Annotated in this window: 33 protein-coding genes; 1 reads left to right on the forward strand and 32 read right to left on the reverse strand. The window is 38.2% G+C overall.

Translation table 11 applies throughout. The features are described 5' to 3' along the window. Positions 1-28: 28 nt before the first annotated feature. The 30 genes from rpsK to rpsL form a co-directional block, all read right to left on the reverse strand. Positions 29-412, reverse strand: coding sequence for a 30S ribosomal protein S11 (gene rpsK, locus ERK18_RS00560; protein WP_034980403.1), 384 nt, complete (start codon positions 410-412; stop codon positions 29-31). 22 nt (positions 413-434) lie between these two features. Beyond that, positions 435-785, reverse strand: a complete 351-nt coding sequence (gene rpsM / locus ERK18_RS00565) for a 30S ribosomal protein S13 (RefSeq protein ID WP_034980405.1) — start codon at positions 783-785, stop codon at positions 435-437. Between the two features lie 20 nt (positions 786-805). Beyond that, the gene (rpmJ, locus tag ERK18_RS00570; protein WP_006729432.1) at positions 806-922 is read right to left on the reverse strand and encodes a 50S ribosomal protein L36; all 117 of its coding nucleotides are present in this window, start codon (positions 920-922) and stop codon (positions 806-808) included. A 14-nt stretch (positions 923-936) separates the two neighbouring features. Next, positions 937-1,158, reverse strand: a complete 222-nt coding sequence (infA, locus tag ERK18_RS00575; RefSeq protein WP_034980408.1) for a translation initiation factor IF-1 — start codon at positions 1,156-1,158, stop codon at positions 937-939. 65 nt (positions 1,159-1,223) lie between these two features. Beyond that, positions 1,224-1,880: an adenylate kinase gene (locus ERK18_RS00580; RefSeq protein ID WP_034980410.1), complete on the reverse strand. Its 657-nt coding sequence runs from the start codon at positions 1,878-1,880 to the stop codon at positions 1,224-1,226. Between the two features lie 10 nt (positions 1,881-1,890). Beyond that, positions 1,891-3,186 (reverse strand): preprotein translocase subunit SecY, encoded by a 1,296-nt coding sequence (gene secY / locus ERK18_RS00585; RefSeq protein WP_034980412.1) that lies wholly within the window; start codon positions 3,184-3,186, stop codon positions 1,891-1,893. Beyond that, on the reverse strand, positions 3,186-3,626 hold the full coding sequence (rplO, locus tag ERK18_RS00590) for a 50S ribosomal protein L15 (RefSeq protein WP_034980414.1): 441 nt from the start codon (positions 3,624-3,626) through the stop codon (positions 3,186-3,188). Before rplO ends, secY begins: the two co-directional genes overlap by 1 nt. A gap of 23 nt (positions 3,627-3,649) precedes the next feature. Further along, positions 3,650-3,835: a 50S ribosomal protein L30 gene (gene rpmD / locus ERK18_RS00595; RefSeq protein ID WP_034980417.1), complete on the reverse strand. Its 186-nt coding sequence runs from the start codon at positions 3,833-3,835 to the stop codon at positions 3,650-3,652. Between the two features lie 13 nt (positions 3,836-3,848). Next, the gene (gene rpsE / locus ERK18_RS00600) at positions 3,849-4,355 is read right to left on the reverse strand and encodes a 30S ribosomal protein S5 (RefSeq protein ID WP_034980420.1); all 507 of its coding nucleotides are present in this window, start codon (positions 4,353-4,355) and stop codon (positions 3,849-3,851) included. 16 nt (positions 4,356-4,371) lie between these two features. Beyond that, positions 4,372-4,731: a 50S ribosomal protein L18 gene (gene rplR, locus ERK18_RS00605; protein WP_034980422.1), complete on the reverse strand. Its 360-nt coding sequence runs from the start codon at positions 4,729-4,731 to the stop codon at positions 4,372-4,374. A 21-nt stretch (positions 4,732-4,752) separates the two neighbouring features. Beyond that, positions 4,753-5,283: a 50S ribosomal protein L6 gene (rplF, locus tag ERK18_RS00610; protein ID WP_046332452.1), complete on the reverse strand. Its 531-nt coding sequence runs from the start codon at positions 5,281-5,283 to the stop codon at positions 4,753-4,755. A 24-nt stretch (positions 5,284-5,307) separates the two neighbouring features. Next, positions 5,308-5,706 carry a 30S ribosomal protein S8 gene (gene rpsH / locus ERK18_RS00615; RefSeq protein ID WP_038523731.1) on the reverse strand — a complete coding sequence of 133 codons (399 nt, stop codon included), beginning with the start codon at positions 5,704-5,706 and terminating at the stop codon, positions 5,308-5,310. A gap of 22 nt (positions 5,707-5,728) precedes the next feature. Then, positions 5,729-5,914 (reverse strand): type Z 30S ribosomal protein S14, encoded by a 186-nt coding sequence (locus tag ERK18_RS00620; RefSeq protein ID WP_034980430.1) that lies wholly within the window; start codon positions 5,912-5,914, stop codon positions 5,729-5,731. A 12-nt stretch (positions 5,915-5,926) separates the two neighbouring features. Next, positions 5,927-6,469 (reverse strand): 50S ribosomal protein L5, encoded by a 543-nt coding sequence (gene rplE / locus ERK18_RS00625; RefSeq protein ID WP_034980431.1) that lies wholly within the window; start codon positions 6,467-6,469, stop codon positions 5,927-5,929. Between the two features lie 14 nt (positions 6,470-6,483). Continuing rightward, entirely contained in the window at positions 6,484-6,747 is a 264-nt protein-coding gene (gene rplX, locus ERK18_RS00630; protein WP_045928451.1) for a 50S ribosomal protein L24, read from the reverse strand. A 16-nt stretch (positions 6,748-6,763) separates the two neighbouring features. Further along, on the reverse strand, positions 6,764-7,132 hold the full coding sequence (rplN, locus tag ERK18_RS00635; protein WP_045928452.1) for a 50S ribosomal protein L14: 369 nt from the start codon (positions 7,130-7,132) through the stop codon (positions 6,764-6,766). 32 nt (positions 7,133-7,164) lie between these two features. Beyond that, positions 7,165-7,431: a 30S ribosomal protein S17 gene (gene rpsQ, locus ERK18_RS00640; protein WP_034980439.1), complete on the reverse strand. Its 267-nt coding sequence runs from the start codon at positions 7,429-7,431 to the stop codon at positions 7,165-7,167. An 18-nt stretch (positions 7,432-7,449) separates the two neighbouring features. Further along, complete coding sequence (gene rpmC / locus ERK18_RS00645) at positions 7,450-7,647, reverse strand: 50S ribosomal protein L29 (RefSeq protein WP_034980443.1); 198 nt, start codon at positions 7,645-7,647, stop codon at positions 7,450-7,452. Then, on the reverse strand, positions 7,637-8,077 hold the full coding sequence (gene rplP, locus ERK18_RS00650; RefSeq protein WP_045928453.1) for a 50S ribosomal protein L16: 441 nt from the start codon (positions 8,075-8,077) through the stop codon (positions 7,637-7,639). The genes rpmC and rplP overlap by 11 nt, the downstream gene beginning before the upstream one ends. After that, positions 8,077-8,748: a 30S ribosomal protein S3 gene (rpsC, locus tag ERK18_RS00655; protein WP_034980450.1), complete on the reverse strand. Its 672-nt coding sequence runs from the start codon at positions 8,746-8,748 to the stop codon at positions 8,077-8,079. Before rpsC ends, rplP begins: the two co-directional genes overlap by 1 nt. Positions 8,749-8,761: 13 nt before the next feature. Next, positions 8,762-9,115 (reverse strand): 50S ribosomal protein L22, encoded by a 354-nt coding sequence (gene rplV, locus ERK18_RS00660; protein WP_034980453.1) that lies wholly within the window; start codon positions 9,113-9,115, stop codon positions 8,762-8,764. Positions 9,116-9,134: 19 nt separating this feature from the next. Next, entirely contained in the window at positions 9,135-9,416 is a 282-nt protein-coding gene (gene rpsS, locus ERK18_RS00665) for a 30S ribosomal protein S19 (protein WP_034980456.1), read from the reverse strand. An 18-nt stretch (positions 9,417-9,434) separates the two neighbouring features. Further along, positions 9,435-10,271: a 50S ribosomal protein L2 gene (gene rplB, locus ERK18_RS00670; RefSeq protein WP_187153865.1), complete on the reverse strand. Its 837-nt coding sequence runs from the start codon at positions 10,269-10,271 to the stop codon at positions 9,435-9,437. Positions 10,272-10,286: 15 nt separating this feature from the next. After that, a complete protein-coding gene (gene rplW / locus ERK18_RS00675) occupies positions 10,287-10,598 on the reverse strand; it encodes a 50S ribosomal protein L23 (RefSeq protein WP_034980462.1) in 312 nt (103 codons plus the stop codon). Then, on the reverse strand, positions 10,595-11,227 hold the full coding sequence (gene rplD, locus ERK18_RS00680) for a 50S ribosomal protein L4 (protein WP_034980465.1): 633 nt from the start codon (positions 11,225-11,227) through the stop codon (positions 10,595-10,597). The genes rplW and rplD overlap by 4 nt, the downstream gene beginning before the upstream one ends. Positions 11,228-11,241: 14 nt before the next feature. Beyond that, a complete protein-coding gene (rplC, locus tag ERK18_RS00685) occupies positions 11,242-11,871 on the reverse strand; it encodes a 50S ribosomal protein L3 (protein WP_034980468.1) in 630 nt (209 codons plus the stop codon). Between the two features lie 24 nt (positions 11,872-11,895). Beyond that, a complete protein-coding gene (gene rpsJ, locus ERK18_RS00690; RefSeq protein ID WP_045928455.1) occupies positions 11,896-12,204 on the reverse strand; it encodes a 30S ribosomal protein S10 in 309 nt (102 codons plus the stop codon). Positions 12,205-12,620: 416 nt separating this feature from the next. After that, positions 12,621-14,714 carry an elongation factor G gene (gene fusA, locus ERK18_RS00695; protein WP_034980473.1) on the reverse strand — a complete coding sequence of 698 codons (2,094 nt, stop codon included), beginning with the start codon at positions 14,712-14,714 and terminating at the stop codon, positions 12,621-12,623. Between the two features lie 24 nt (positions 14,715-14,738). Further along, the gene (gene rpsG / locus ERK18_RS00700; RefSeq protein WP_034980476.1) at positions 14,739-15,209 is read right to left on the reverse strand and encodes a 30S ribosomal protein S7; all 471 of its coding nucleotides are present in this window, start codon (positions 15,207-15,209) and stop codon (positions 14,739-14,741) included. Positions 15,210-15,223: 14 nt separating this feature from the next. Beyond that, positions 15,224-15,631, reverse strand: coding sequence for a 30S ribosomal protein S12 (gene rpsL, locus ERK18_RS00705; protein WP_034980479.1), 408 nt, complete (start codon positions 15,629-15,631; stop codon positions 15,224-15,226). A gap of 187 nt (positions 15,632-15,818) precedes the next feature. Between rpsL and ERK18_RS00710 the strand changes: the two genes are divergently transcribed. Further along, complete coding sequence (locus ERK18_RS00710; protein ID WP_187153866.1) at positions 15,819-16,508, forward strand: prepilin peptidase; 690 nt, start codon at positions 15,819-15,821, stop codon at positions 16,506-16,508. Positions 16,509-16,579: 71 nt separating this feature from the next. Here ERK18_RS00710 and ERK18_RS00715 read toward each other — a convergent pair whose 3' ends face one another. Both ERK18_RS00715 and rpoC read right to left on the reverse strand, forming a co-directional pair. Further along, the gene (locus ERK18_RS00715; protein ID WP_187153867.1) at positions 16,580-17,092 is read right to left on the reverse strand and encodes an ECF transporter S component; all 513 of its coding nucleotides are present in this window, start codon (positions 17,090-17,092) and stop codon (positions 16,580-16,582) included. A gap of 136 nt (positions 17,093-17,228) precedes the next feature. Beyond that, positions 17,229-20,888 (reverse strand): DNA-directed RNA polymerase subunit beta', encoded by a 3,660-nt coding sequence (rpoC, locus tag ERK18_RS00720; protein ID WP_187153868.1) that lies wholly within the window; start codon positions 20,886-20,888, stop codon positions 17,229-17,231. Positions 20,889-20,899 lie beyond the last annotated feature (11 nt).

Genomic DNA, 20,899 nt, shown 5'->3' on the forward strand with positions numbered 1-20,899 from the left:
AACGCAATGTCCTTCAATAAGAACAAAATTAAACACGACGACGTTTTGGTGGTCTAGAACCATTGTGAGGAACTGGAGTAACATCGCGAATAGCGGTGATTTCAAGTCCAGTCGCTTGTAGCGATCTAATAGCAGATTCACGGCCAGCACCAGGACCTTTAACAGAAACTTCTACATGTTTCATGCCTTGATCCATTGCACTCTTGGCTGCTGCTTCGGCTGCCATTTGTGCTGCAAATGGTGTAGACTTACGACTACCTTTAAAGCCTAATGCACCAGCTGAAGACCAAGCAATTGCATTGCCTTGAACGTCAGTAATCATGACTAAAGTATTGTTAAACGTAGAATGAATATGAGCAACGCCTTTTTCAACGTGCTTCTTCACACGGCGTTTACGTGCTGTTTTAGGCATCAATAAACCTCCTTAAAAATTTTTATTTATTTTTCTTGCTACCCTTGCGTGTACGGGCATTATTCTTGGTATTTTGACCGCGAACCGGAAGTCCTCTACGGTGACGAATACCACGGTAAGAACCAATATCAATTAACCGCTTGATGTTCATGCTTACTTCTCTACGTAAGTCACCTTCAACACGGTATTTATCAACTTCTGCACGAAGCTTCTCTTGGTCATCTGGAGTCAAATCTTTTGAACGTATGTCTTCAGAAACACCAGCATCCGCACAAATCTTTTGTGCTGTTGGTTCACCAATTCCATAAATATATGTTAATGCAACAACTATTCTTTTATCTCTTGGTAAGTCAACACCAGCAATACGTGCCATAAATTGCACCTCCTATTATCTTAACCTTGACGTTGCTTGTGCTTTGGATTTGCAGAGCAAATAACCATTACACGACCATTTCTTTTAATTATCTTACAATGTTCACACATTGGTTTAACAGATGGTCTAACCTTCATGTTTCCCTCCGTTATTACTTTATAAATCGATAAGTTATTCTACCTTTAGTTAAATCATAAGGAGAAAGTTCAACAGTAACACGGTCTCCAGGCAAAATTCGAATATAATGCATCCTAATCTTACCGGAAACATGTGCTAAAATCACAGCTCCATTTTCCAATTCAACTTTAAACATAGCATTAGGCAGGGTATCAACAACCTTACCCTTCACTTCTATGACATCATCTTTTGCCAAAGCCGTTCCTCCGCATTTAAACAGTCATACTTTGAAATTATAACACGGAAAAGTAAATATACAAATTATTGCTTTTTACTTAAAACCGCATCAACGTTCTTAAAAACTTCTTCAGGCGTCTGTTCACCATTTACAACAGCTAACAAACCTTTTTTCTCGTAAAAGTCTTTCAGCGGTGTGTTCATCTTTTCGTTTACTTCTAAACGATTTTTTACTACTTCAGGTTTGTCATCTTCACGTTGGTAAAATTCATGCCCACCACAACGATCACAAATATCCTTAACTTTAGGCATCTTTGTAATTTTATTATATGTTGCACCACAGTTTTTACACATAAAACGTGCTGATAAACGTTTTATCAAAGTTTCTTCTTTAACTTCGAGTGAAATTACATTTGTTAATTGCTTATTCATGCGCTTAGCAATATCTTCGAAAAGTTCCGCTTGAACAATTGTCCGAGGAAAACCATCTAAAATATACCCTTCATTAATATCGGGCTGGCCTAAACGTTCTTCAACTAACTTGGCAGTAACTTCATCTGGTACCAAATTACCTTTATCAATGTAACTTTTGGCTTCAAGACCAACTTTAGTCTCATTAGCCATTGCTTCTCTAAACATATCCCCAGTTGAAATATGAGTTAGATGGTATTTGTCGACAATTTGTTCTGATACCGTACCTTTGCCAGCACCAGGCAAACCTAAAAGAAATATATTAATCATTTATCCGTTCCTATCTGATGAATCCAACGTATTCTCTCTTCATTAACAATCCGTTAATTTGACGAGATAGTTCCAAGACGACACCAATAACGATTAAAAGACTGGTACCGCCTAATCCAATTGAGCTTGGTAAATCCCAAAAATTAGTAGCAAGTTGTGGCAGTAATGCTACAAGTCCTAAAAATACAGAACCTACAGTTGATAATCTAATTAAGACCTTTGATACGTAATCTTGTGTATCTTTGCCGGGCCAAACACTCGGAATGTACGCACCTTGTTTTTGCAAATTCTTAGCCAGCTTCTCAGGATTAACCTGAACAAAAGCATAGAAGAACGTAAACAAGATGATTAAAACTGTATAGATTATGACTCCCGGTGTAGTTTGCATACTAAATATGTTGGTCATTATTTTATACCATTGTTGGTCACCCTGAGATTTCTGAAAGGCCATCAAAATTGTTGCCGGTGTAATAATAAATGAACTAGCAAAAATGACTGGAATAACGCCAGAAACGTTAACCTTTAATGGCAAAAAACTTTCAGAGCCACTAATAGTTGCCCGTCTTGTGTATTGTATTGGAATCCGGCGATCTGCCTGTTCTACCCATGTAACTAATTGGGTTACGATAAGTATTGCAATGATAATCGCGATGAAGAACAAAATCCCTTGCCAACGATCACTAGCATTATTATTGATAACTCCATCTTTATAAAGTTGCCACAAGCCACGGGGTAACCTAGCTATAATACCAGCAAAAATAATTACTGAAACTCCGTTGCCTAAACCTTTATCAGTAATTTCATCACCAAGCCAAGTCAAAAGCATCGTTCCTGCTGTCATAATTATTGCAATTTCAATGTATGTTTGAGGAGTCTGATTTTTAACTAAACCCATTTGAGTTAATGCGTTAAAACCAAGTGTAATTCCCAAACTTTGAATAAAAGCAACAAATAAAGCAAGCCATCTGGTTACTTGATTAGTTTTGCGACGTCCAACCTCACCTTGTTTACCCCACTCTACCAACGTAGGTACAATATCCATCTGCAACAATTGAATAACAATTTGTGCGGTTATATAAGGGGAAACACCTAATGAGAAAATTGAATAATTATCTAGTCCACCACCAGAAACTGTATCCAGCATTGGAACTAAACCAGTTTGTGCAACTTGAGTAATCGCTTTTGCGTTGACACCTGGAACAGTAATATTCGCTCCAATTCGGTATATCAAAAGAATAAAGAGTGTAAAATAAATTTTATTTCTTATTTCTTTATCCTTAAAGGCGTTCTTCAAGGTCGAAAACATTAGATCACCTCAACAGATCCGCCAGCAGCCTCTACTGCTTTTTTAGCAGCGGCGGAAACTTTGTTAATCTTTACGTTTAACTTAACTTTTAACTCACCTTCAGCAAGCAATTTAACGCCTGATAATTCTTTCTTTACCAAACCTTTTTCCTTGAGATTGGCAACAGTAACTTCGCTGCCCTCCTCATACTTGTTCAAGTCATCTAAGTTAATGATTGCATACTCTTTGCGGTTAACGTTCTTAAATCCACGTTTTGGCATGGTTCTGAATAATGGCATTTGACCACCTTCAAAACCTAGACGGGTATGACCGCCTTGACGAGACAATTGTCCCTTTTGGCCACGTCCAGAAGTTTTTCCAAAACCACTTGAAGTACCACGACCAACACGTTTTCTTGTATTGCGTGACCCCTCAGCAGCATGTAATTCATGAAGCTTCATTAATTTGGCACCTCCTCAATTAACTATTTATTAATTTCTTCAACTGAAATCAGGTGGGCGATTTTCATTAATGCCCCACGAGTTGCAGCATTGTCTGGTAAAGTAGCTGTACTATTAATCCTACCTAAACCAAGAGCTTTCACAACTTTTCTTTGGTCAGGCAGACGGTGTGCAGCACTTCTAATTAAAGTAACTTTTAATTCAGTCATTTATCCAGTCTCCCTAATCTAGTTCAGCGTGACGAAGCTTTTCAACATCTTCACTTGTTCTAAGTTTCTTCAATCCATCTATTGTCGCACGAACAACATTAATAGGAGTATTAGAACCAAGTGATTTAGAAGTAACATCCGCAATACCGGCCATATCCATAACGATACGAACGGCACCACCAGCAGCAACACCTGAACCAGCTGGAGCAGGTTTGATCATAATACTGCCTGAGCCATAATGACCGATTACTTCATGAGGAATAGTAGTACCAACCTTAGGAACCTTGATCATATTCTTTTTACCAGCTTCAACGGCCTTACGGATTGCTTCTGGAACTTCTTGAGCTTTACCAGTACCAAAGCCTACACGACCTTTTTTGTCGCCAACAATTACCAGAGCAGCAAATCTCATTCGTTGACCACCTTTGACAACCTTGGTGACACGATTAATTGCTACTAACTGATCTTCAATGTCGTCTTTATTTCTGCGATTATTGCGAGAATCGTTGCGGTTTGCCATGTATTTATCTCCTTTCCTAGAACTCTAATCCGTTTTCACGAGCGGCGTCTGCCAATGCTGAAATACGGCCGTGGTATAAATAACCACTTCTATCAAACACTACGCTAGTAATGTTTTTAGCTTTGGCTGCTTCGGCAATACCTTTACCAACAGCTTGAGCTTGTTCTACTTTAGTTTGATCCTTTGATACAGAATCATCTAAAGTTGAGGCACTTGCTAGCGTTACACCCGCTACGTCATCAATTAATTGAGCGTAGATGTTTTTGTTTGAACGGAAAACGCTTAAGCGTGGGCGCTCAGCAGTACCAGAAATTTTGCTACGAATACGTTTATGACGCTTTAAGCGCAATTTGTTCTTATCTGGTTTCGAAATCACAATTTCACCTCAAAATTTTTACTATTTACCTGTCTTACCTTCCTTACGACGTACGTATTCATTAGTATAACGAATACCTTTACCCTTATAAGGCTCTGGCGGACGTACATCGCGAATTTCAGCAGCAAATTGTCCTACATTTTGCTTAGAAATTCCTTCTACTTCAATATCAGTTGCTGAAGTAGCTTTTACTGAAACACCTTCTGGTGCAGTCATTACAACTGGGTGAGAATAACCGACATTTAAAGTTAATTTGTTACCTTGTGCAGTGGCACGATAACCAACACCAATTAATTTTAAAGTTTTCTTGTAACCATCAACCACACCTTCAACCATAGAAGCTAGATTAGCTCTTTCAGTTCCATGAAGTGCTTTATCATTTTCATTTGAACGTGAAAAGTTGATCTTGCCATCTTCTTGTTTAAAGGTAATTTTTGGATCAAAATATCTAGTCAATTCACCCTTAGGTCCTTTAACAGTGATATTGTCACCATTTTTGGTAACAGTGACACTATCTGGGACTTCAATTGTTTTTAAACCGATACGGCTCATTGATTGCTCTCCTTTCTGTCAGAATTACCAAACGTAAGCGATAACTTCGCCACCAACATCTTTTTGTCTTGCTTCTTTGTCAGTAATCACACCTGCAGAAGTAGATACGATGGCTATACCCAAACCATTAAGTACTTTAGGTAGGTTTTCGGCACTAACATAATTTCTAAGACCCGGCTTAGAAATTCTCTTTAAGCCTGAAATGACACGTTCGCCGTCAGGACCATATTTCAAGAAAATCTTAATCATACCCTGTTTATTATCATCGGTAACTTCGTAATCACGGATGAAGCCTTCGCGTTTCAAGATTTCTGAAATAGATTTTTTAATGTTTGATGCAGGAATTTCAACAGAATTATGTTTTGCCATATTGGCATTTCTAATTCTAGTCAAGTAGTCTGCGATCGGATCTGTCATGACCATTTATGCTATCCTCCAATCCGTATTACCAACTAGCCTTTTTGAGGCCTGGGATTTGACCTTTGTGAGCTAAATCTTTCAAGCAAATACGGCATAAGCCAAACTTACGATAAACGGAGCGTGGACGACCACATCTCTCGCAACGAGTATATTCACGTGAAGAAAATTTAGCAGGACGATGATTTCTAATTTTTTGTGATGTCTTAGCCATTAATGTCCTCCATTATTTTGCAAACGGCATACCAAACTGACCTAGAAGCTCACGAGCTTCTTCGTCTGTATTGGCAGTAGTAACGATAACAACATCTAAACCCCTAGTTCTATTAACTTTATCAAAGTCAATTTCTGGGAAAATCAATTGTTCCTTAATACCTAAAGTGTAGTTACCACGACCATCAAACGAACGGCTTGATACACCGCGGAAGTCGCGAACACGAGGAAGTGAAACACTGATTAACTTATATAAGAAATCGTACATTCTATCGCCTCTAAGAGTTACCTTAGCACCAATAGACATACCTTCACGCAAGCGGAAGTTAGCAATTGACTTTTTGGCTTTAGTAACCAGTGGCTTTTGACCTGAGATTAAAGTCAATTCCTCTACAGCTTCATCTAAGTTTTTAGCATTAGAAACAGCGTCTCCAACACCCATGTTCAAAACTATTTTTTCAATCTTTGGCACTTGCATAACTGAGCTGTAATCAAACTTTTCTTGCAATGCAGGAACAATTTTTTCTTTATATTCTTGAGCTAAATAATTTGCCATTTGTGTCCTCCCTTCTACTTCTTAGTTTCTTCTTTTTTGTCATTGGTTTTGCCTTCTGACTTAGCAATGACCTTAACATTTGATGCATGGATTGAACCCTCAGATTCAACAACACCACCATTAGCATTAGTCTGAGAAGGTTTTTGATGCTTCTTGATCTTATTAACGCCTTTAACAACTACACGGTTTTTCTTAACGTTAACAGATAAAACAATACCTTCTTTACCTTTGTCTTTTCCGGTAATAACTTTTACTTTGTCACCAGTTTTAACAAACATCAGTGCACCTCACTTATTATATGACTTCAGGAGCAAGAGAGACGATTTTCATAAAGTCGTGCTCACGTAGCTCACGTGCAACAGGCCCAAAGATACGAGTACCGCGTGGACTCTTATCTGCATTGATAACTACACCAGCATTTTCATCAAATTTGATGTATGATCCATCTTCACGACGTGCGCCTGATTTTGTTCTAACAATGACAGCCTTGACAACGTCACCTTTTTTGACAACGCCACCTGGTGTTGCTTGTTTAACAGTTGCAACAACAATATCACCAATGTTACCAGTCTTACGTCTTGATCCACCTAAGACTCTAATAACTAAAAGTTCTCTGGCACCTGAGTTATCAGCAACCTTCAAACGGGATTCATTTTGAATCACTATATAATCCTCCCCTCACTAAATCCGCAAAATTAAACAGATTTTTTAACAATTTTAACTAAACGAAAGCGCTTTGTACGAGATAATGGACGAGTTTCCATGATACGAACAGTATCGCCAACTTTAGCTTCATTTTTATCATCTTGTGCGTAATATTTCTTTGAATATCTAATACGCTTTTTGTAAACAGGGTGGTTCTTATAAGTATCAACAACTACTGTGATAGTCTTGTCATTCTTATCAGAAATTACTTGGCCTTGATATACGTGACGATGATTTCTTTCGATTGATTCGCTCAAGTTAATAACTCCCTTCCACTAATCTTTTTCCAATGCTTTTTCGCTAAGAATTGTTTTAATTCTAGCAATATTTTTACGAACTTTGCCTAGGCGAGCGGTATTTTCTAATTGACCCGTTGCTTGTTGAAAACGCAAATTAAAGAGTTCTTCTTTATATTGCTTTTCCTTATCTAACATTTGATCAGTGGTTAATGCTCTGATATCTTTAGCCTTCATTAGAATTGCCACCTACTTCCGAACTTTTAGTCACAAATTTACATTTAATTGGTAGCTTCGTTGCAGCAAGTCTTAGTGCTTCACGAGCTGTTGCTTCATTAACGCCACCGATTTCAAACATAATCTTTTCTCTCTTGACTACAGCTACCCAGCCTGCAGGTGCACCTTTACCAGAACCCATACGTACACCAACACCTTTAGCAGTGTATGACTTTTGAGGGAAAATTCTAATCCAAACCTTACCACCACGTTTCATGTAACGAGTCATCGCAACACGAGCAGCTTCGATTTGTTGTGTAGTAATCCAGTGCGATTCAAGGGCTTGTAAACCATATTCACCAAAAGCAATGGTTTTACCACCCTTAGCAGCACCACGCATCTTACCACGAAACTCACGACGGTGTTTTACCCTTTTTGGTACTAGAGGCATTATTTGTTTCCTCCCTTCGCAGCTTTTTCGGGCTTCTTACTTTTAGAAGGTAAGATTTCACCCCGGTTAATCCATACTTGAACACCAATTTCACCATATGTAGTGTAGGCATTTACCCAAGCATAATCAATATCTGCTCTTAAAGTTTGTAATGGAACACGACCTTCTGTGTGCCATTCTCTTCTTGCCATGTCAGCGCCGTTCAAACGGCCAGATGTTTGTACTCTGATTCCCTTGGCACCGGCACGCATAGTTCTTTGAGTAGCTTGACGAGTAGCACGTCTAAAAGCGATACGAGCTTCAAGTTGACTAGCGATACTTTCAGCTACTAATTTGGCATCAAGATCAGGTTTCTTGATTTCAACAATATTAACGTGGACTTGTTTCTTAGTCAAAGCATTTAATTCTTTTCTCAATGCTTCAACTTCAGAACCACCTTTACCAATTACCATACCTGGTTTAGAAGTATTGATTGATACGTTGATCCTATTAGCTGCACGTTCAATTTCAACAGTAGAAACAGAGGCATTCTTTAACTTCTTATCAATGAATTTTCTGATGCGAAGGTCTTCATTTAAGGTTTCTTTGTATCCTCTGTCAGCATACCATTTAGATTCCCAGTCACGAATTACGCCGAGACGAAAACCATTTGGGTTAATTTTCTGACCCATTAATATACCTCCCTTAATCGTTCTTTTCTGACACTACTACAACTACATGACTAGTTCTCTTATTAATAGGAGAAGCCATACCTTTGGCACGTGGTCTAAATCTCTTTAAAGTTGCTCCTTCATTTACGTATGCTTCAGATACATAAAGATTGGCACTTTCAAGATCGTAATTGTGTTCTGCATTTGCAATTGCTGAGCGTAAAACTTTTTCAACGATTGGGGAAGCAGCTCTAGGCGTAAATTGCAAGATTGCCAATGCTTCAGCAACGTCTTTGCCACGAATCAAATCAACAACTAAACGTGCTTTTCTTGGAGCAATACGAACTGTTCTTGCTTCCGCCCTAGCTGAACTAACTTGTTCTGCCATTTAAGTGTTTCTCCTTTCTTTATTTTGCAGTAGCCTTGTCGTCAGATGTCTTATGTCCACGAAAAGTTCTCGTTGGAACAAATTCACCTAACTTATGACCAACCATATCCTCAGTAATATATACTGGAACATGCTTTCTACCATCGTAAACAGCTATAGTCAAACCAACAAAAGAAGGAAAAATAGTTGAACGACGTGACCAAGTTTTAATAACCTGTTTTTTATCTGTATCTGCTTGTGCATCAACTTTCTTTAATAAGGATGCATCAGCAAAAGGCCCTTTTTTAATACTACGGCTCATTAAATTACCCTCCTTCTATTATTTGCTACCTTTACGGTGACGAACAATTAGCTTCTCACTGGCTCTCTTACTATTTCTAGTCTTGATACCACGAGCTTTCTTGCCCCATGGAGTCATTGGTTGTGGACGACCTACAGGAGCTTTACCTTCACCACCACCATGTGGGTGATCGTTAGGGTTCATTACAGAACCACGAGATTGCGGACGTCTGCCTAACCAGCGACTACGGCCAGCTTTACCTAATTGAATTAACGAATGTTGTTCATTACCAACAACACCAATAGTTGCACGACAAACTGATAAAATTTTACGAACTTCACCACTCTGTAATTTAACTAAAGTGTACTTACCATCATTACCCAAAACTTGAGCACTGGCTCCAGCACTTCTAACAAGCTGACCACCTTTACCAGGACTTAATTCAATATTGTGAATTGATGTACCAGTTGGAATATTCTTTAATGGCAAAGCGTTTCCTGGCTTAATATCTGCATTAGCGCCAGATTCAACCACATCACCAACTGTTAAACCTTTAGGTGCTAAGATATAAGCCTTAATACCATTAGTATAGTGAAGAAGCGCAATGTTAGCAGTTCTGTTTGGATCGTATTCGATTGCTTTAACTACAGCTTTAGCGTTATCTTTATTGCGTTTAAAATCGATGATACGGTACTTTTGCTTATGTCCACCACCACGGTGTCTGCTAGTAATATGACCATAAGAGTTACGACCTGCAGTATGTGATTGTGACTCAAGTAAAGTACGCTCTGGCTTGCTCTTAGTAATTTCAGCAAAGTCAGAAGTAGTCATATTACGGCGACCATTTGTGGTTGGCTTATAAATTTTAATAGCCAATTGACTGACCTCCTATTACTTATTTTCTTCTTTATTATCGTTATCGTCTTTGAAAATTTTGATGTCATTTGAATCTTCAGTTAAGGTGACAATTGCTTTACGTGTCCGAGCAGTTTTACCTGAATAACGACCAACACGCTTATCCTTACCACGAACATTCATGATATTAACTTTTTTGACCTTAACATCAAAAATTTCTTCAACAGCATCACGAACTTGAGTCTTGGTTGCAGTTAAAAGCACGTTGAAAGTGTATTTCTTATCATCCATTAAGTTCGTTGACTTTTCAGTAATGACAGGTCTTAAAATGATATCGTGTGCACTCATTTCGTCGAAGCCCCCTCAACATTCTTTTCTATCTTTTCAATAGCTTCTTTTGTCAAGATTAATTTGTCATAGTTGACAACATCTTCTACATTCAAGCCATTTGCAGTGATAACCTTAACGTTTGGCAAATTCCTAGCTGAGTATTGAATATTTTTATCTTCAGAAACAACTAAAACTTTACCTTCAACCTTTAAGTCGTCCAAGATTGACTTAAATTCTTTTGTTTTAGGAGCTGACATAGTCAATTGATCTAAAACAATCAAATCTTTATCAATCAATTTTTGGGAAAGAACAGACTTGATAGCCAAGCGCCGTTGCTTTCTTGGCATTGAGTATGCATAAGAACGTGGAGTTGGTCCAAAAACAACACCACCACCGCGCCATTGTGGTGAACGGATAGACCCTTGACGAGCACGTCCAGTACCCTTTTGTTTCCAAGGCTTCTTACCACCACCGCGAACAGCAGATCTATTTTTAACCTTCGAGGTTCCTTGACGTCTGCCAGCTCTTTGTCTGATAATTGCGTCAAAAACTACGCTTTCATTTGGTTTAATACCAAATACTTCATCATTTAAAGTAACTTCACCAGCATCTTTGCCTTTTTGATCAATAACTTTTAAATTAGCCATTCTAGTCCTCCTTCCTATTTATTATTTTTTACAGCAGATCTAACAGTAAGCAATGAATTCTTAGCGCCAGGAACGTTGCCTTTAATTAACAAAACATTCTTATCTGCTACAACTTTTTCAATTACTAAGTTTTCAATGGTAACTTTCTTCATTCCCATGTGACCTGGCAGACGTTTGCCTTTAGGCACACGGTTAATGATTGAACCCATTGAACCAGGAATTCTATGGTACCTTGAACCGTGAGTTTCTGGTCCACGTGATTGGCCCCAACGTTTAATGTTACCTTGGTATCCATGACCTCTTGTAGTACCAGTGACGTCAACTACGTCACCTTCCTTAAATGTGTCCACAGTAACTTCTGAGCCGACTTCATAGTCCTTAAGCTCAACTCCGCGGATTTCACGTATGAAGCGCTTAGGCGAAGTCTTTGCTTTTGCAGCATGACCTTTTTCTGGTTTGTTGCTCAAAACTTCACGCTTATCTTGATATCCTAATTGAACTGCTTCGTAGCCGTCTGATTCAACTGTCTTAACTTGCATAACTACGTTAGGCGTTGCTTCAACAACTGTTACAGGCACGAGGATACCATCTTTAGTGAAGATTTGGGTCATACCAACTTTTCTTCCTAAGATTCCTTTGGTCATGATTACACCTCTTTCTTTTTAAAATTAAAGTTTAATTTCGATGTCAACACCACTTGGTAAATCAAGCTTCATTAAAGAGTCAACAGTTTTAGGTGTTGGATTTAAAATATCGATTAAACGCTTATGCGTACGAATTTCAAATTGTTCACGTGAGTCCTTGTTCTTGTGTGGTGAACGCAAAACAGTGAACAATACCCTTTCTGTTGGCAATGGAACTGGACCTGAAATTTCAGCTCCAGTTCTCTTTGCAGTAGCTACAATTTTAGCAGCTGATTCATCGAGAATACCATGTTCGTATGACTTAAGTCTGATACGAATTGATTGACTTGCCATTAAATTACCTCCTCAACGTCTTCTTTAAAAGATGACTAGCTTCCACAAAAATTACCGACACAACCTCTGTGGCAATGCAGCCTGGTGTGCCGCAACCTTTTGTATCAATGCTTTACAACAAAATGTGCTTTAAGGCAGACTATGCCCTAGACACACAAAAAATAGTATAACCGTTTTAAGCTTAATTATCAAGGATTAAAGGAACTTTTTTCATCTTTTAGAATAGAAAAATACAATTTTTATACTTTTTTAAATAAAATCCTTAATTTTATGTTTAAGAAGTCTACTACAAACAGAAAAATTCTCAAATAATTTATTCAGAAACGAAATTTTTGATAAAAAAAGAGCCACTGGCTTTACCAATAGCTCGATTTTTATAGTTAATAACTTGTTTTTATATTATTAATTATTGAAAATTATTCAGCGTTACCGCCACGTTTTTTGATGATATCCTCTTGAATAGACTTAGGAGTTGGTGAGTAATGATCAAAGACCATCGTAAATGTACCACGGCCTTGAGTTGAAGAACGTAAGGTGGTAGCATAACCAAACATTTCTGCCAGAGGAACCATTGAATTCAATACTTTAGCGCCGGCACGATCTTGCATGTTATCCATTGTACCACGACGAGCAGTAATTGAACCCATTACGTCACCTAAGTAATCTTCAGGTGTGATAACTTGAACCTTCATAATAGGTTCAAGGATAACTGCACCAGCCTTAGGTGCAGCATTTCTCAATGCCAATGATGCAGCAACTTTGAAGGCAGCTTCAGAAGAGTCGACTTCGTGGTAACTACCGTCATAAAGTTTAGCTTTTACATCAATCAGTGGGTAACCTGCCAAGATGCCGTTCTTCATAGATTCTTGCAAACCAGCATCAACAGCAGGGATAAATTCACGAGGAACAACACCACCAACAATGGCGTCTTCAAATTCGTAACCTTTTCCTCTTTCATTTGGTGTAAATTCAATCCAAACGTCACCATATTGACCTTTACCACCTGATTGACGCACAAATTTACCTTGTGCTTTAGCAGGCTTAGTGAAGGTTTCACGGTAAGCAACTTGTGGTTCACCAATCTTAGCTTCAACGTGGAATTCACGCTTCATACGTTCAACCATGATTTGCAGGTGTAATTCACCCATTCCGGAAATCAAAGTTTGACCTGTTTCAGCGTTTGTTTCTGCTCTAAAGGTTGGATCCTCTTCAGTTAATTTTTGCAAAGCAACATCAAGTTTGTCACGGTCAGCTTTTGATTCTGGCTCAATTGAAACTTGAATAACCGGATCTGGAACTTCCAAACTTTCCAAAATTAATGGGTGATCAGGATCAGTTAATGAATCACCGGTAGTAGTATTCTTTAAACCGATAGCACCAGCAATATCACCGGAGAATACTTCAGAAATTTCACTTCGTGAGTTAGCATGCATTTGCAACAAACGACCAACACGTTCACGACTATTCTTAGAAGCATTCAAAACATATGAACCTGATTCAAGTGAACCAGTGTAAACACGAATATAAGTCAAACGACCAACAAATGGATCAGTAGCAATCTTAAACGCCAAAGCGGAAAATGGCTTTTCATCTCCAGCAACTAATTCAACTTCTTCACCAGTTTTTGGATCATGAGCAACATAAGGCTTAACATCTAACGGAGATGGTAAGTAATCAACAACACCATCAAGCATCATCTGTACACCCTTGTTCTTAAAAGCTGAGCCTGCAAATACAGGGAAAATCTTCAAGTCCAATGTAGCTTTACGAATAGCAGCTTTTAATTCATCAACGGAAATCTCATCACCATTAAGGTATTTTTCCATGATGTCATCATCAACATCAGCTACTTGTTCAATTAATTCGGAGCGACGTTTTTCAGCTTCTTCTTTGTATTCATCAGGAACAGGAATAGTATCCCATTTGGATCCAAGCTTATCTTCATCATAAACATCAGCTACCATGTCAAGTAAGTCAATAACACCTTCAAAGCTTTCGGCAGAACCAATTGGCATTTGCACAGCTAGAGCATTGGCATTTAAACGTTCGTGCAAAGACTTAACAGATTTGTCAAAGTCTGCTCCAATCTTATCCATTTTGTTTACAAAAACAATTCGAGGAACACCGTAAGTTTCAGCCTGGCGCCAAACATTTTCAGTTTGAGGTTCCACACCAGCTTGAGCGTCAAGAACAGTTACGGCACCATCAAGAACACGCAAGGAACGTTCAACTTCGATAGTGAAGTCAACGTGTCCAGGGGTATCGATAATGTTAATTCTGTAATCTTTCCATTGTGCAGTAGTAGCTGCAGAAGTAATAGTGATACCACGTTCTTTTTCTTCATCCATCCAGTCCATTTGTGAATCACCCTCATGGGTTTCACCAATTTTATGGATCTTACCAGTGTAATAAAGAATACGCTCTGTTGTGGTAGTCTTACCCGCATCAATATGGGCCATAATACCAATGTTACGTGTTTTTTCTAATGGAAATTCACGCTTATTAGCCATAGATTTTTTCCTTTCCCTAAAAAATTAGAAACGATAGTGTGCAAATGCACGGTTAGCTTCAGCCATACGGTGAACATCTTCACGCTTTTTAACAGCTGAGCCAGTATTGTTTGAAGCATCAATAATTTCGTTAGCCAAGCGTTCATCCATAGTATGTTCATTACGTAAACGAGCGTAAGAAACTAACCATCTTAAACCTAAAGTAGTTCTTCTTTCAGGACGAACTTCAACTGGAATCTGATAGTTTGAACCACCAATACGGCGAGCTCTAACTTCCAAAACAGGCATAATATTATTCATAGCTTCTTCAAAAACATCAAGTGGCTCTTTGCCGGTCTTTTCTTTAACAATGTCAAAAGCATCATAAAGAATGGATGAAGCCTTAGCTCTTTTACCATCGATCATTAAGTGGTTGATCAACTTAGTTACAAGCTTTGAATTATATACTGGATCCGCTAAAATATCTCTTTTAGCTACATGTCCTTTTCTAGGCATTATTTAACTCCTCCTTAATCTTTCTTGGCACCGTATTTGGAACGTCCTTGCTTTCTGCCTTCAACACCAGCAGTATCAAGAGCACCACGAATAATATGGTAACGAACACCAGGAAGGTCCTTTACACGACCACCACGAATTAACACAACAGAGTGTTCCTGTAAATTATGGCCTTCACCTGGAATATAAGCAGTTACTTCAATCAGGTTAGAAAGACGAACACGAGCATACTTCCGCAAAGCTGAGTTTGGCTTCTTTGGTGTCATAGTGCCGACACGAGTTGCAACTCCACGCATTTGGGGCGCTGGGTTAGCTACTAATTCTTTCTTCATACTGTTGTAGCCATAGCTTAAAGCTGGTGACTTTGATTTAGTCGTCTTAGTATGACGGCCTTTTCTTACCAATTGGTTAATGGTTGGCATTAAATTTTCCTCCTAAAAAAATTCATTATTTTGTTCACACATCCAGGAGTTTCTTTTTTAAGTCCCAGATAATCATCAAAATACACATTGACTATTGTACTCGCTTGTCGCAAAAAAGCAAATTATTTTTACTAATTGAAAAGCAGATGATATTTTTTGCGTATTTGATTTAAGCGAGGTAAACAATATGAAATGGATTTTTGGAATCAGCAATTTTTTGATTGGTACATGTCTAGCTTCTCATGCATGTGTAATTATCGAAAGACTCGGCAAAGAAGACTTTATCTTCAGTCGCTCAAAATGCACTAATTGTAATCAACAGCTGTGCTTGTTAGATGAAATACCTTTAATTTCCTATTTAATACTTAAAGGTCGTTGCCGTTATTGTAAAATTCACATCCCCTGTGAATATTTTTTAACAGAATTTTTAGGCGGTTTCGCTTTTTATAAAATTGATTTTAGCAGCATGCATGACATTTGTACGGCGATTGTTTTGTTTAGTCTTCTACTAGCTGCTATCAGCGATTATCAGGTTCAGGAATTCGATATTATGCTGGTACTGCCTGCATTTGTTATTTCTCTTCAACATTTAATGAATAATTTTTATAGAATTAACACTACCGATCTCATAGAATTTTTACCTATTTTTTTGTTTTTTCTTTTTGAGACAGTTAGAAAAAAATGTGGTAGTGGAGACTTAATAGTCTACCTAATCTTATCTTTCTACTTTAACTCCCAATTCGCCAATTTAACTTTTTTAACTGCTTCAATAGCTCTGCTTATTGTTTTTTTGGGCAGTAAAATGAGCAAAAAGGAGCCTGTTGCTTTTATTCCTTTTATTTATATTGGATTAATCATTCAACTTTTGTGCAAATAAAAAGCTGGGATCCATATAAAATGAAATAGCAGCTTTAATAAACTAGTAAAAATAATTTTTTCACGTAAGTATTAGTTATATCTTGCCATCAGGTTTTGAAAACTAGGCAGCAGTACTATGGCTATAACAACTCCGACTACTCCTTGAATTGTATTGGTAAAAAGACTGGCAAGTCCTGCAGCCCAAGTATAAAGAACTGTATTAGTGATAAAATAGCCACCTACCATAAAGAATACTCCTATAGCTCCGGCGACAGCACCTTTGACTAATTGATTTTTTAAATTCCAGTATTTAAAGACTAAACCAACAAAAAAACCTTCTAAACCATGGACAACAAGAGAAAATAACATGAACTGTCCATATCCACCAAGAAGATCAAGCAAAAATCCAGAAAGACCTCCAACTATGCCTCCGGCCATTGGACCGTATAAAAGCGCCACTATATAAATAATCGCCTCACATAAATTAATATTTCCATGAGTCAAGGGCATAGGAATAATAAAAATTCGACTAACCACAACGTTAATCGCTGTTAGTAATGCCAATAATACAAGTCTCTTTAAAGAAAAATCATTTTCTCTCAACTTCTACATCCCCCCTCATAATTTTTCTGATTATAACATTTTCTAATAAAAATATCACTAATAATTCATAAAATTTCAAGCAAAAAACTGTCCCGTTAGTATTTTCTAACAGAACAGTTTTTTTAATTAATTTAGATTATGATTCCTTAGCTTGGTCTGCTTCCTTCATCTTTTTCTCAATATCAGCAATTGAATAAACAGATTTAGGTTTCTTTACATCTGACTCAGGTTCCATATCACGATAAATCGGAAGACCAGTACCAGCTGGAATTATCTTACCAATAATAACATTTTCTTTTAATCCAAGTAGCGGATCATTCTTTCCTCTGATAGAAGCATCAGTTAGAACACGAGTTGTTTCCTGGAAGGAAGCAGCTGACAAGAAACTGTTGGTTTCAAGAGCGGCTTTAGTAATACCTAAAATTACACTTTGTGCAGTTGCAGGAATACCACCAGAAATAATCACAGCCTTGTTACGTTCCTTAAACTGATTGATATCCATTACCTCACCAGGTAAAAGATCAGTTTCTCCAGGATCGAGCACACGAACTTTTTGCAACATTTGTCTAGTTAATACTTCAACGTGCTTATCTGAAATATCAACACCTTGCATCCTGTATGCTTTTTGGACTTCGACCAAAATATACTCTTCAGTAGTTAATGTATCAGTAACCTGAATTAATTCTTTCGGATCTATAGATCCAAGAGTCAACTTGTCACCGCGATGAACTTCGTCACCTTCAGCAACAGCTACCGAAGCAGTATAAGGCACGCTGTAACTTCTAGTATCGATCCTACCCTTAACAGTAATTTCACGAGTATGTTCAGCAGGATTCTCCTGAATTGAATCAATTACTCCATCTACTTCAGAAATTATCGCACGACCCTTAGGATTACGAGCTTCAAACAATTCCTGCACACGAGGAAGACCTTGCGTAATATCTTCAGCACCGGCAACACCACCATTGTGGAAAGTACGTAAAGTAAGCTGAGTACCAGGTTCACCGATAGATTGAGCAGCAACTGTACCAACTGCTTCACCAACTTCGACTTCTTCTCCAGTGGCAAGGTTCATACCGTAACACTTGCGACAAACTCCATGTGGTGTATCACAAGTTAGGATCGAACGGATCTTCACGTTAGTTACACCAGCATCACAAATCTGATGTGCTAAGTTTTCATCCATCATGACATTTCGACCAACAATTGTAGCACCAGTCTTTGGATCCTTCACTGTTTCGGCAGTAAAGCGACCAAGTAAACGATCATAGAGCGGTTCAATTAATTCGTCACCCTCCATAATTGCATGAACATTAATGCCACGGTCAGTCCCACAGTCATCATCACGAATAATAACATCCTGTGCAACGTCTACTAGACGACGAGTCAAGTAGCCAGACTGAGCAGTCTTTAAGGCGGTATCGGTCATTCCCTTACGAGCACCATGAGTAGACATGAATAATTCTAGAACTGACAAACCTTCCTTAAAGTTAGAAGTAACTGGAATTTCGAACAATCCACCGTTTGGTGTAGCCATCAAGCCCCGCATACCGGCAAGTTGTGTAAAGTTGGAAATGTTACCACGAGCTCCTGAATCGGCCATGATAGTAATAGGATTACGTGGGTCATAAATCTGGGCAATTTCATCTTGAACTTGATCTTTACAATCATTCCAAATGCTAATTACCCGGTCGTGTCTCTCATCTTCAGTGATTAAACCACGTCTAAACTGTTTAGACACAACATCAACTTGTTTATGGGCTTTAGCAACTTTTTCATCTTTATCTTGAATTTCAGGAACATCGGTCATGCCGATTGTAATACCAGAAGTAGTTGAACTGGTATAACCTAAAGTCTTTAAGTCATCAAGATATTCAGACGTTCTTTGAACCTTATAATATTTATAAATTGTAGCAATTGAATCAGACAGGAATGATTTCTTAAAAGGTGTAGAAATCAAATCACTTGCGACACTATCAATTTTTTCATGAATATCTTCGCCCGGTTCCAAGAAATACTTGGAAGCAAGTGGGTTATTTAAATTTTCTTCAGTTGGCTCATTAACATAAAAATAGTCATCTGGGAAAATCTGATTGAAGATGATTCGACCATAAGTAGTGACAAAAATACCATGTTCATAACCTTTTGGCCATGCCTTTTCTGGCATCGAGTCAGCTGACATTCCAATAATGGTGTGATAATGAATGTCACCATTATTATATGCAACGGTTGCTTCATCAGGTGAGTTGAAAATCATACCTTCACCTTCACGACCCTTTTCAGCTTGAGTTAACCAATAATTACCCAAAACTATATCTTGAGATGGAGTAACAATTGGCTTACCGTCCTTAGGAGCCAAAATATGGTGAGCAGCCAGCATTAGCATCCGTGATTCAGCAACAGCTTCGTCAGATAGTGGCACGTGGATAGCCATCTGATCACCATCAAAGTCGGCATTGTAAGCCTCACAGGCAAGAGGGTGCAGACGAATTGATTTGCCCGGCACTAAAACAGGTTCAAAAGCTTGGATACTCAAACGGTGTAAAGTAGGAGCCCGGTTTAATAATACCGTTCTTTCCTTAATCACGTCTTCAAGTACATCCCAGACATCATCATCTTCACGATCAATTTTACGCTTAGCACTCTTAATATTTGTAGCAATCTTGCGTTTAACTAATTCGTGCATTACAAATGGTTTGAACAATTCTAGAGCCATCGGGCGAGGAACACCACATTGATAGAACTTAAGCTTTGGTGAAACATCAATAACTGAACGACCTGAATAGTCAACACGCTTACCTAATAAGTTTTGACGGAAACGTCCCTGCTTACCCTTAAGCATGTGTGATAAAGATTTAAGTGGACGATTACCTGGTCCAACCACAGAACGACCACGACGACCATTATCAATCAATGCATCAACGGCTTCTTGCAACATCCGTTTTTCATTTTGCACAATAATATTAGGAGCATTTAAGTCAAGTAATCTCTTTAACCTGTTGTTACGGTTGATAACACGACGGTATAAGTCATTTAAATCAGAAGTTGCAAACCGACCACCTTCTAGTTGGACCATTGGTCTTAAATCTGGTGGTATAACCGGAACAGCATCAATAACCATCCATTCAGGTTTGTTACCAGAATCTTTAAAGGCGTCAAGAATATCAAGACGTCTGATTGCTCTAGTCCGTTTTTGACCGGTTGCAGTTTCCAATTCTTTCTTTAAATCGGTAACTTCTTTATTCAAATCAACCTTACGGAGTAAATCACGAATTGCTTCTGCACCCATTTTTGCGGTAAAACGATTGCCATATTTTGCCTTTTGTTCACGGTACTCAGCTTCCGTCAAAAGTTGTTTAAATTCAAGGTCAGTATCGCCTGGATCAATTACAATATAAGCCGCAAAATAGATAACTTCTTCGAGAAGTCTGGGAGAAATATCCAAAATAAGTCCCATTCTTGATGGAATACCTTTAAAGTACCAAATATGAGTAACTGGGGCAGCCAATTCAATATGACCCATTCGCTCCCTTCTAACTTTAGAGGAGGTAACTTCAACACCACAGCGATCACAAACGATGCCACGGTATCTCACACCCTTATATTTACCACATGCACATGACCAATCTTTAGTCGGTCCAAAAATTCTTTCATCGAACAAACCGTCTTTTTCTGGCTTTAAAGTACGGTAATTAATAGTTTCTGGCTTTTTGACTTCACCATATGACCAGCTACGAATTTTATTCGGAGAGGCAAGACCAATTTGCATGCTTTCAAATTTATTTACGTCGATCAAAAGTTTAACCT

The sequence above is a fragment of the Lactobacillus kimbladii genome, from assembly GCF_014323605.1.
GTDB classification, from domain to species: Bacteria; Bacillota; Bacilli; order Lactobacillales; family Lactobacillaceae; genus Lactobacillus; species Lactobacillus kimbladii_B.